9 protein-coding genes are annotated in these 11,662 nt (G+C 61.2%); 2 read left to right on the forward strand and 7 right to left on the reverse strand.

Annotation, left to right across the window (positions count from 1 at the left end):
• Positions 1 to 76 precede the first annotated feature (76 nt).
• Positions 77 to 1,414, forward strand: coding sequence for a sigma-70 family RNA polymerase sigma factor (locus tag AW274_RS13300; RefSeq protein WP_198169164.1), 1,338 nt, complete (start codon positions 77 to 79; stop codon positions 1,412 to 1,414).
• A 29-nt stretch (positions 1,415 to 1,443) separates the two neighbouring features.
• Here AW274_RS13300 and AW274_RS42955 read toward each other — a convergent pair whose 3' ends face one another.
• The 7 genes from AW274_RS42955 to AW274_RS13325 all read right to left on the reverse strand — a co-directional run bounded on the left by AW274_RS42955 (position 1,444) and on the right by AW274_RS13325 (position 10,277).
• Positions 1,444 to 1,722, reverse strand: a complete 279-nt coding sequence (locus AW274_RS42955) for an NlpC/P60 family protein (RefSeq protein ID WP_369408629.1) — start codon at positions 1,720 to 1,722, stop codon at positions 1,444 to 1,446.
• A gap of 847 nt (positions 1,723 to 2,569) precedes the next feature.
• A complete protein-coding gene (locus AW274_RS40235) occupies positions 2,570 to 3,190 on the reverse strand; it encodes a hypothetical protein (RefSeq protein WP_157520123.1) in 621 nt (206 codons plus the stop codon).
• Positions 3,191 to 3,233: 43 nt separating this feature from the next.
• Complete coding sequence (locus AW274_RS13310; RefSeq protein WP_157520126.1) at positions 3,234 to 4,688, reverse strand: hypothetical protein; 1,455 nt, start codon at positions 4,686 to 4,688, stop codon at positions 3,234 to 3,236.
• A 14-nt stretch (positions 4,689 to 4,702) separates the two neighbouring features.
• Entirely contained in the window at positions 4,703 to 6,808 is a 2,106-nt protein-coding gene (locus AW274_RS13315; RefSeq protein WP_062431980.1) for an ATP-binding protein, read from the reverse strand.
• Positions 6,809 to 6,955: 147 nt separating this feature from the next.
• On the reverse strand, positions 6,956 to 7,972 hold the full coding sequence (locus AW274_RS40240) for a DNA adenine methylase (RefSeq protein WP_369408630.1): 1,017 nt from the start codon (positions 7,970 to 7,972) through the stop codon (positions 6,956 to 6,958).
• 671 nt (positions 7,973 to 8,643) lie between these two features.
• Complete coding sequence (locus AW274_RS13320) at positions 8,644 to 9,441, reverse strand: inositol monophosphatase family protein (RefSeq protein WP_062431308.1); 798 nt, start codon at positions 9,439 to 9,441, stop codon at positions 8,644 to 8,646.
• Complete coding sequence (locus tag AW274_RS13325) at positions 9,438 to 10,277, reverse strand: DUF5919 domain-containing protein (protein ID WP_062431309.1); 840 nt, start codon at positions 10,275 to 10,277, stop codon at positions 9,438 to 9,440. The genes AW274_RS13320 and AW274_RS13325 overlap by 4 nt, the downstream gene beginning before the upstream one ends.
• 305 nt (positions 10,278 to 10,582) lie before the next feature.
• Between AW274_RS13325 and AW274_RS13330 the strand changes: the two genes are divergently transcribed.
• A complete protein-coding gene (locus AW274_RS13330) occupies positions 10,583 to 10,975 on the forward strand; it encodes a hypothetical protein (RefSeq protein ID WP_062431310.1) in 393 nt (130 codons plus the stop codon).
• Positions 10,976 to 11,662: the final 687 nt, after the last annotated feature.

Raw genomic sequence — 11,662 nt, forward strand, 5'->3', positions numbered from 1 at the left:
GCCCTTGGCACGCCCGGACGAGCCGGGCCTCCACCGAGTCGTGGCACGCGTCCTGAGGCAGCTCAGAAGCAGCGCCGTGAACGGCGCCGTGCCCGCCGGAGTCTTCGAGGATGCCGCCGAGCAGATGAGGCTGGCCCCGGAAGCGCGGGAGCGCGTCGTGGCGGCGCTGGCCGATATGGGCCTTAGGGTCGTCATCACCAGGCCTCTTGTGACAGTCACGCCGTCCGAGCGGTTGGATCGTGCGCTCGCGCTGGTCCGCCGGCACATCCCCACTGGCCATGTCACGCGAGAGCAACTGAGCTGTTTCGGCAGACTGGCCGGGCTGGATGCCGAAGAGATCGCGTCACTCCCCGAGCGCGCGAGGACGGCCGGCATCGTCGTTCTGCATGACGAACCGGTTTCCACATGGGCAGAATCATCCCCCACTCCCGGACGTGAGCCCGAGTCCGCCCCTGAGTTCACCGGCACGACGGACGACTTCACGAGTGCCGTCGCCGCGGCCCGGCGCCTCATCAGCGACGACCGGTTCCGCGCCCACCCCGGCAAGCACCTGCTCAGCGCGACCGAGGAGAGGGGCCTGAGCATCCTGCTGCGCGGCGGCGTCGACCGTGCGGGGGTCGAACCGACCGACGAGGAACTCTCCGCATCGCCCACCGATGACATTCGCAGGGTCGCCCGCAACACCTTCGTCCTGCACAACATGCGGCTGGTGTACAGCGTCATCCTGAGCTACCTGGGGAAGGGGCTCGAGGAAGAAGACCTCGCCCAGCACGGAATCCTTGGCCTCATCCGCGCCGCCCGGAAGTTCGACCCACGCAAGGGCCACAAGTTCTCCACCTACGCCACCTGGTGGATCAGGCAGTCAGTCACCCGGGCGATCGCCGACGAGGGCGCGGCCATCCGCATCCCCGTTCACATGCACGAGAAGATGCGCATGGTTGCGGCCGCGGAGTCAGCATTGCGCCGGGCCGGCAGGTCCGCCACCGCGGTTGATGTGGCGCTGGCCACCGGTCTGGAGGTCCGAGTGGTGGAGGAGGTGCGCACCCTTAGTAAGGTCACCGACTCCCTGGACCGAATCGTTGGGGATGGGGTCCACCTGGGCGATCTCCTGTCCCTTCCCGACACCACGCCGGGGCCGGAGGAAAGGCTGCAGGAGATGCTCTCGGAGCAGGCCGTCGAGGAGTGGCTAGCCTCTCTCTCGGAGAAAGAAGCAGACATCCTCCGCAGGCGCCTGGGTCTCAACGTTGACGAACCCCAGACCCTTGAGCAGATCGGCCGCTACTATGGCGTGACCCGTGAGCGCATCCGGCAAATAGAGGTAAAGGCCCTGAAGCGGATCCGCGAGCAACTTCCCCAGGAAATCCGCAAGCAACTTTCCACGCAGCTTAGCAAGCGTCCCAAGAAAAAGGCATAGAAGAGCCCGTGGTAGATATACGTAACCCGTCAATAGGGGTACAAATCATTCCGGCGCGAAGGCCGCACGGCTCCGGCGTAGTCGCTGCAGGACATCGGTGCGATCTGTACGTGACTGCCGGTGTGCGGAGCGTGGACCATCTTCCCCTTGCCGATGTAGAGGCCCATATGGTGGATCGTGTCGGGATTCGGGGGTCGTAAGCAAAGAAGACCAGGTCGCCTGATTGGAGCTGCGAGCGGTCGACGTGCTTGCCTGAGTGTCACTGGGGGCCGGTGGAAGATCCGATGCTGACTCCCGCCTTGCTCCACGCTTACTCGGTGAGGCCGCTGCAGTCGAAACCCTTGGTCCCGGCGCCCCAGCCAGTGCCGAAGCTCGGCTCGCTGGGCCCGCCGCCACCCCAGGAGTAGGGCATGCCAATCACGCGTAGCGCGGCTCTGACCGCGATCACACCTCGCCCAGCAGGGCTCTCGATCAGCTCGTTGTCCAGAGCGTGCATGGATTTCACGAGAGTTTCAGAGGCCACGCCAGCTACTTTGCCGATGGCTTCCAACCTGATTCGACCTTCGTCGTTGACCTCGGTCCAATGGTCGAGTATCTAAATTCCAGCGTGTCAGAGATCTGCTCGTCAAACGGCTCCGCCTGGCTGGCCACCAGACCCACATCTGACGACCCGAACAGAGGTACAGGTCCCGACCGGGCTCGTTTCTGCGTTCCCGAGTGACCAGAACGTGGAGATCACACGACGCCCGATGAGCCGGGGCTGAGGGAACGAAGCCACGGATCGTCGATCGCCCCCCACCATCAACGGCGGCCAACCATCATCAGGCGATCGTGAGGGTGAATCCGGCACGGCGGCGGTGCGCCGCAGAGGATCGGTGAGATCGTTCGGCAACGGCGGATACGCGGGTCGGTGGACGGTCCGGGCCGCTGTCGTACGGGACCGGCGCCCACGCCGCACGCCCGGGGGGCAGGCGGCAGAGGGCCGCTTGGACGAGCTGTTCCCGGCGACCCACGGCGCAGGCAAAGGCGCGGCCTTCGTTCGCGGCGCCCCGCTCAACTAACGAGGATATCGGCAGCTCAAGTCCGTCAGGGCACAACAATGCTGTTCACGGGAATACGCAACACGGCCAGACGAATCGACCCCTGAGTAGCCGATTATGCTGCCTTCACAAGGATTTGCCGCTGGACGTCAAGATGGCGACGCAGGACAACAATGACGTTCCCTGAAGCCGCGGCCTTCCACGGAAGCTCGTCCAGTTCATTGGAATATGCTCCGAAAAGCTTCTGCGTGTGATCAATAACCAGATGAAATAGCAATTCCCACAGATCGGCAGGAAAGTTAACGGCGACGCTAGTGTCGTTAGAGTACGCTATCACAGCATCCAAATCGGAAATAAGCCGACTGATAATGCTTGGGTCCAGGCTCCCTTTGCGACCTGCATCCAGGTATCTGCACAGAGAGGCGTTGAGGCTAGCAACACACTCCGCCACTTCAGACTTGCCAGCCTGTTTCCGCTTCTTCAGAACGACAAGCGCAGTTGCGCCCACGGTTAAGGTGCCCAGAACAGTGGCCACGACGACGCCTCGGGCTTTCAGTACCGCTGAAGCACTCCCTAATACCTCCTGGTTGTTCTCAGCGTTGGGTGCTTCCTTCAAAAGCGTAACAATTCTCCCACTAAGGGCATTACGAACCACTCCTCCGATTAGGATAAACTTCCCGCTCGTTATACCTTCCGCAATCTTTGCAGGCACTTCGAGTTTTGGCTGGACAATCACTGCTTGTCTCCGCTGCTGTTCCTATTACTCCCGGACACTCCGCTCACCGCTGGCCGTACCGCTGCGGCTTGAAGCGGCTCAGGCTAATGCTGTCTTGGGGCATCCCAAGGCTTTGCTGAGCGAGCAGTGTCAAGACGCTCCTTCCCGTACCCAATGGAAGGGATGAGGCAGAATGGGCCAACGCGACGGGGATGACCGCGTTGGGATACAGTCTGGTCTGCAGAAGATCTAGCGTCTCCAGGGTAACTCGGAGCGTGGGGTAGGACGCGTAGTCTTCGGCCGCCAATCGCTTGAACGAACCGTTGAACAATGGTTGCGGCTTCTCGTACGGCCGGCCCCCGGGCACCCGCGGTACCGTAACCACAAGCATCTCTCCGGTGGTGGTCTTGTAGAAGAATCTTCGCCCGTAGAACTCGTCTTTTCCATAGAAATGGTCGGGACGTTCGTTGTTGATGTACTCATTTATGTAGGGGGTGTCGAGCATCATCACATGGCCATTGGGAATATGGCTGTGAATCGCATGCGCATGGTCGGCGAAATTCCCGCGCTTTTCAATGCCGACGAGTAGAGGTGGTGCGAGATCACGGGCTTCGAGGTCAGCGCAGAGTTGCTCCCAGTACCTCAGGAACCCGGACTTCATGGGGGCGGTCGCGCCATACACGGCCAGGGGGCCGTCCGTTATGAAAAGGCCCTGCGACAGCCGGTAAGGGCTGTGCCGATAGAATCCGTCGATGTATGAGACGAGGAGAAGTCTCTCCGCGATATTCATTGAGAGGTTCAGAGTGCGGATATTCTCCCCATCTTTAGTGTATTCCTCGTAAATGCGAAGTACGTCGGTCGCATGCAAGGAAGCTCCGCACAGCGGTTCGCTGCAAGTGCCGCCTTTAATTGTAACCGTTTGTGAGGGCATCCCAACCGAGTCGCAGTTCGGACACTTGCTGAGTGTGAGTTCAGTGGCGGCCCTTCCAGGCCGGCCATGGATCGTCATCAGCGCGTCGGCAAGCGTGAACTTCGGGCCGAAGTCGGAGATGCCAGCCTCGGCGAACGCGCGGGCGAACTCCATCCGCCATGTATCTACGCCGGTCGTCCCCTTGAGGTAGACGTTGGATCCAGGCAGGACGCTATTAACCGTCTGGGTAATCTGCGCCTTCTCCAGCTCCCGAGCATCTACCAAACCAGTCTGATTTGCATGGAGAAACCGCACGATATCCACATAGACGCCTGCGATTTGCATGAAGCCGACCCTGACGGAGGGATATCCAGCACGCGCCTCCACCTCCTGGTTGGAACCGTCGAACGCGATCGTGAATGACGGGTCGGGGCGCTGATCTCTAGGGAGGTCATCGAGTGGGGTAAGTCGCTTCGTGATGTGGGCGGGTGCCTCATCACCGACTTCCAGCGATGGTGTCTCCCATCGCTTCATCGCTTCGACGATCGCCGGGCTTAGCGCAGTCGGCACGTGGCCGATCCGCGAGGCTCGTTCCTCTGGGTAAGGCATTCGGATTTACCTCACTACTGCGGGTCGACGGCGGGGAGACCTGCGGCATCGCGTGCCCGGTTTATCATCCCATGGTCAAACTTGGCGATCTGTACCGGAACGATGTACTTGCCAGAGAAGGTTTTCATCCGCGCGTAGCCCCGGTCCTCGATCTTGCGCAGCCCGTCGGCGAAGACCGCGAAGTCGTAGTAGTGGGACAACTCTTTAGTTTCGTTGTCAGAGTTCAGGTGTGCCACGATCCAGTTCGAGGTGTTCGAAAGAATACGCTTGTCGACGCTGGTGACCTCTTGTGTGGCGTACACGAGGCCCATGCCGTACTTCGCCGCTTCCTTGGCCAGCCTGACCCATGGATCATCCTGAACGGTCGACTTTCGAGCTTTGTCGCGATCGAAGAGATTGTGCGCTTCCTCTACGACGATTTGAATTGGGACGTTCGGCTGATTTTCACGGAACCGCTTGTTGGCCTTGTCGATAAGCCGGAAGACAAGTCGCTCTGAAAGCATCTTCGTCACATGATCCGAGCCGATGGACAGGTCGACGATGACGAGGCGTCCAGCGACCAGGTCGTCCCATACGCGGTCCGCCAGATCCCCCTTACTGGAAGGATCATGAAAGTCGACAAGCGTTTTAACCCGGTTGAGGACGACGGTGCCAACATTAGCGTCGTAGGCAGCGAGAATAGCCATGAATGCATCGCAGTTCTGCCAACTGCCTAGATCGAGTCGCTGATATTGAGGGGGGATTTGGCCTGCCACCACTTCCCCGATGCGCTCTGATAGCCACCTAAGCACCTGGTGGGCAGCGAAGGGTGAATCAACTACGCACAGCCCTTGTGTGGGTTTCACCAACCGAATCTGCCCTGGCCTGTCGGCCTCTAATGCCTCTCGAAGTATCTTATTCATCTTAAACAAGATGCTGAAACCTCGCTGGGGGCCGTTAAATCCAGCCTTTGCGAGCATGGCGTAAAAGGCCAGTTGACCTCGCTGTGCATCGTCACGGGCACCGAAATACTCGCTATCTCCAGCCGATCCGGCAGGATAGTCGGTGCGGTCCGGGTCCAGAATTTTAGCTGCCTTGAAGGCATTCGCGTAAGCCGCACTCACATCCGAGAGCGAGTCCTGGATCAGGCCCCAGATCATGGAAAGTTCATCGGTATCGTAGAAATTGACTGCCAGGGGGAACTCCTGGTCGTCGTGAGGGTTCGGCTTCATCTTGTAGATGTGCACTAGGTCGGAGCCGAGGCCGAGGAGACGGAGTCCCGTCTTGTCTTGCTCGTTGACGTTGGCGTACTCGCCCTGAGGATCAAAGATCAGCTGACCGATCCGCGTGTTGGTACGTGCAGCGTGCTCGAAGACGGCAGTGCAGATCGTTTTATTGGTATTGGATTTACCGACGCGTGTCATGCCGAGTACGGCCGTCTTTCGCGAAATGAAGTCCGTGACACGGACATTGACAGGCGCCTTGTCCATTTTTGCGTCCGCTGCTCGACGGCGGGTTGAAGCGAAGCGGACCACACCAAGGTCGATGAGGTCTGGTTGCTTGTTCTCCTGGATCTCTTCCTCGGTCCTTTCAGGGTAGGAGGCGATAAAGGAAAGGATGTCCGCGGAGGGAAGGTAGACGAAGTAGCGAGCGCCGGAGTAGACGTTGTCGATGTCGGCACCCCACTGGATGAAGGGCTTGCGGGCGACTGTCTCACCGTAGAAGGTGCCGAGGACATCGCACTCGAAGGCGGACATCTGAATCTGGTTCGACGTCAGGTTGTCGACGATCTTCTCAGGTCGCTGCTCGCGGATATCCGCATCACGCATGGCTGCGAGTCGCGTGGCGACCAACTCGCTCTCGTTCGGGAGGCTGGCGGTCCCCCGCACGCGCAGCAGGATGACTTCATCCTCGTCGAGGGGAGCCTTCGTCTCCTGGGTGGGGACGGTAGCGGCCGCCAGCAGGAAGCCGTTGCGCGGCACTCCGCCGGCTTCCCGCTTAACGAAGTCGTCCGTGATGACGATCGCTCGGTCATAGTCGAGGTGATAGATACCGCCGAGCCTTTTTGCCCCACCGAGGAGCACGGTCAGTGGGTTGCCACCCACGTTCGCCGCCCCGGCGATGCCAGACAGTTCGCTCACGTGCTGCTCCTTTGCAGTCGCCATGCCCTGCCTTGGAAGGCGGCGGTGACCATCACCGCGAGGGTATGACCCTCTTTGTACCAAGGAGGTACGACGAAATTAGGCGCAGCATCAAACCCGAGCTTAAATCGTTCCGATTTGATCCATTTAATACGATTGGTCCGATTCCTCGGGTGGGCCGAGGAGTCGGTACCGGTCCGATGGCGGGATCGTGGGAAGGTTCGTGACAAGAAGCTCGTCCCGAACCTTCCGGGTTACAGAACCGGCGGCGGTATACCGGTGAGGGATATGCAACACAGCTTCCCCCGGTCGTCCGCTGTAGAGATGTCGGATAGTTGAGTTGTCGTCATAGGACAGCAGCCAGCCGTACCATGCCTCGCTGGTGAGTGCTGCGGCCAGCTCCGCGTGCTCGGTGCTCTCGAAGGACCACTCATACAACCATGGGGCCTTCTCAACGTACGGCGGATCCAGGTATACGACGACCTCGCCAGGCTCAAGAATCCCGAACTTGGACCGCAGGTCTTGTAGCGCCTTCCGCCAGTCAGCCTGCCAGACATCGAGCAGGCGCCCAGTTGACGCCAGGTCCGCTACGCCTTCGATTCGGCGGGTGAGCCCTTTCAATCCGAAACGGCAATCGATCTTGTATTCGGATTTCTGGGTGCGTCCGCCGATCGGTCCCGCCCGGCCATGGAGGATGCCAGAAAAGGTAGTCCGGTTAAGAAATAGGCACTTCAAGGCCCTCTCACGCCTACCTCGCGGATTCGCAGCACGCCACCAGTCCCATCGCGCGACGGTAATCGATTCCTCATGCATCGCATCGATAAGCCATCGTGAATCGAAGGCCGCTGTTCTCCAGAACGCCGCGATCAAGGGGTCGACGTCGGCAAGGATTCCGTGCTCAACCACGCCACTTCCTAGAAGTCGTAACGTGGTGGTTGCCCCTCCACAGAATGGCTCGAGAAGCAGACGCGGCGGCGGAATATTTGCGTTGATCAACAGTTCGATGACTGGAACAAGTTGACGTTTAGCCCCGGGGTAGCGAAGTGGGCTGATCACCGAATTGCGGAATAACCCATCGTCCACGAGGGCGCCAGGCTTATCGAGGACTGCTTCAGACGACCACGGTTTTCGACGTGCTGGCCTCTTCTTCGCGTTCCCCATCATTCTTCCAGTTTCCCGATCGCCTCGGATGCGACAACGACGAGCACCAACCGTATCTGGAACCCCATCAAGATCGAAACCATACGGGACAGCCAAACTACTACACGCAGTTGCATATAGTGCACATTCCGTCGCCACCCCGGCTTCCCAGAATGGGCACGATTTGGCCGCCAGCCGCCTCCGAGTGTCCGAAATGTCAGAAGCTGATCATCTCTGCATGTACATGACTCGTCAATGAGTCGATCACCAAGGAGCCACGGAAACGGGGTGTGTCATCCCTGTTGACCCACCCACTCCCTCATCGCCTTTACGGCACCGCCCAGCAGGAGGCCACGGGTATGTCAACTCTAAGAGTTGTCCGCACCATCCGGGCAGAGGCCGCCAGATCGCAGCGAGCACACATGCCGCACCAAGAGGAGGCCCTGCAACCGGGGCCCCGACGAACATCGGACAGCGGGGCCGCAGGGGTTGCAGCGAAAACGCGGCGGCGTGCCGACGTACGGTGAGTTCGTTCGGCAACGGCGGGTGCGTCGGTCGGTGGACGGCCCGGGCCGCTGTCGTCCGGGACCGGCCCCCAGGCCGCAACCCGAGGCGGCGAGCGGTGGAGGGCCGGGTACGGCGGCGCGGCGCGCCGCCGCTTGATACCTAACGGTGCTATTCGGCAAGTCGGACGCTTAACTCTGCTGCGCCCGCTCGATCAGTCCCATTAGGTCAGCCACAAGCTTGGGCGCTGCGGCGATGGTCACGCTTGAAACCATCGTGTGAGGGCTGCCATCAATGTTCACGACAGCCGCCCCCGCTTCGCGAGCAATTGCCACGCCAGCGGCGGTATCCCATGGCTTGTTGGAGAGCATGATGCAGGCGTCCGTCTTGCCGGCGGCAACCCACGCCAGATCGACAGCGGCGGACCCGTACATCCGTACGCGCTGAACTCTCGTGGCGAGGTGGTAGTTGAGCGGAATACGGAGCCGGTTCTTCTCCTCGGCGTCGGCTTCGACGGCGTAGTCCCCAATGGCCACGATCGCGGCGTCAAGGGCGTCCGTTCTGCTGGCGTGAATCGCTTCGCCATTGCAGGAGGCTCCAGCACCTTCGGCCGCCGCGTAGGTCATGCCGAGAAAGGGGAGGTCAATGATGCCGAGCACAGACCGATGTCCCTTGACGAGCCCAAGCGAGATCCCACACAGAGGAATTCCGTGCATGAAGTTGGCAGTCCCGTCGATGGGGTCGAGCACCCACGTGAGCCCCTCGCGGTTACCTGTGAGTCCCTCCTCCTCGCCGAGAAATCCCACTCCAGGGGTCTCCCGGGCAAGGAACTCGCGGAGCTCCTGTTCAATGGCGTAGTCAGCTTCGGTGACCATGTCGCGGTCACCTTTGGACGTGACGACTCCGGGCTGTGCCGTGGTGAAGATCTGTCGTGCGATGGTGACGGCCTGCTCTGCTAGCGGCAGTAGCTCGCGGGCGTCGATGGTCATACAGGTTTGCTCCGCTCCCACAATGAACTGAAGACCTGGGCGAAGACGGGATACAGCCCGCCCTCGGTGGCGTCGTTGGTCATGACGAGCGTGGGCGAGTCGACACCCCGGAAAGCCGGAAGGTACGGCTGCACGACGCACGTCTTCCCGTCCACGATCAAGATGTTGAATCGGATCGTCTCGTCATAGACGCAGATCTCAAGCCGCTCGGCGGTGGCGTCGCCAAGATGGGCCTTGAGCCTCGTAAGGATACTGATGTTCAGGGCCGTGAGCACCTGCAATGTCGCGTCGGTGTATTGCTCTTCGGCCTCGCGGGCCTTGATGGCGGCTCCCTTGGGGTCAAGGAACAGGCACCGAATCCGAGGGCCCTCGTCGAGTAATCGCTTGAGCTGGTGATCGGGGTAGCTCTGGCAGATCACGTTCAGCGAAAGGCCGGCGGCGTCGATCGACTGCGCGTTGTCGAACAAAGCCGATGGCGGGTGCGCGGCCGTGAAGGCAGACCGGCTGCTGTAGACGGCGGTCAGATCCGCCATAGCGCCCGCCGCAAGCACGGGTGGGACAAGGACCTCAGGACGCGGTGCGACCTCGGCGGAGAACAATTCGGCAGCCGTCGTGCCAGGGAACATCGCCTCAAGGACACGGCAGTGATCGGCGTAAGGAAGCCCCTTCAGTTCTCCGGTCAACCACCGGTTGAGCTGCGCCCGGCTCGGCCACTTGCCAATGAGACAGGGGTCCACCTGCCGGGCCGCCTTGTCGTACTCCCGGCAGAAGGTCGTGTAACTCTGCCAGTGCCGCTGCCGTAAGAGGGTCCGCAACATGATCGCTTGCTCGGTCATGGTTCACACCCCGGAGGTTGGAAGCCTGCCATCGCTCAGGTTAACCAGGGTGATGAGGTAAGAGGCAGCGAAGAGGAGACACAACGAGACGGAGTGCGTTGAAACGAGAATTCCGCGCGGTCGAGACGTGACATGACCTGGCGGAATCGTCGAGTCATGGTCGAACTGTGTGAAATGTGTTTCGGGCGCGGGTGGAAGTACATGAGCCCACGGCGCGTCGTCGCCGCAACCGGGTCCGACACGTCGACCCCGGCGCGTGTGAAGGCCGAGTGCCTCGGTTGCGTGGGCACCGGAGGCGCGCAGTCATGAGGACCGACCGCATCGAAGATGTGATCCTCGGCGTCGCCGTTCCTCTGCGGGCGGTGTCCGACGCCCACCAGGCCATCACGCTCCTTCGCCTCGAACTGCGCACCGTCCATGACCTCATGGGTGATTGCCACGTCGGTGACGGCGTGGCCCTGTTGTCGGTCTGTTACGGCCTGGTGGTGTGGACGAACGGAGACTGGTTCCGCTGGCAGTCCGGCAGGACGTCGAACTCGGGCCGACCGGTCTACGCCCTCAGCCCGGCCGCCGACTACGTCACCGCCGCCCGAAGAGTCGCCCTGAGACACGGGCAGCTTCAGCAGGACCCTCCGCCGCCACAACCGCGGAACCCGACTGTGACGGCGCCACACGGCAACTCCGGGACGCTCGCTTGATCGACAAGCGGCCTATACGTCGAGCCCTGCCAGTAGGGCAGTGTCGTCGGAATTCGGACTCAATCGGTCAACGACCACATCACCGCTGCTGGGTGGAGGGACAAGAGCGAATCGGGTAGCAGTTCCGCAGACGTGACCCGCCGGACGGGCGGCCAGAGTCGGTCGGGTGGCTGGCCAGGCGAAGCCGTAACGGAAAATGCATTTACGAGCGAAGCGAGCAGCAATCCGAGCGAAGCGAGGCCTGTCCAGGGAGCGCGAGGGGCGGAGCCCTTCGCAAGGAGCGCAGCGACCCCGGAGCGAGAGCGACGGCATGGACGCGATAGCGGCCGGGGGGAGGCGAGGGGGCGAAGCCCCTTCGTAGCGGGGGTCTGGGGGTCGCCCCCCAGAGTGTCCATGAGAGCGGGTGACGGGAATCGAACCCGCGCTGTCAGCTTGGGAACCGGTTACTGATCAAGCGGCGCTGACCTGCGGAAACGCGAGTGGAGGTCAGACCTGGTCATCTGGCTGTGAGTACCCGTGAGTGACCCGCCGTAGCTCGTCGTACTGGCACGGATCTGGCACGCCGTACGACTAAAACTCTCCGAGAGACAGGCGAGCGAACCTATGCAAAAACTTATCGACGGCGCGAAGCGTCACACATCATGAACAGCATGTGATCCATAGGAGAAGAGGTCGGCCATGTCCCAA

Origin of the sequence: Herbidospora daliensis, from assembly GCF_001570585.1 — a bacterium.
GTDB lineage: Bacteria > Actinomycetota > Actinomycetes > Streptosporangiales > Streptosporangiaceae > Herbidospora > Herbidospora daliensis.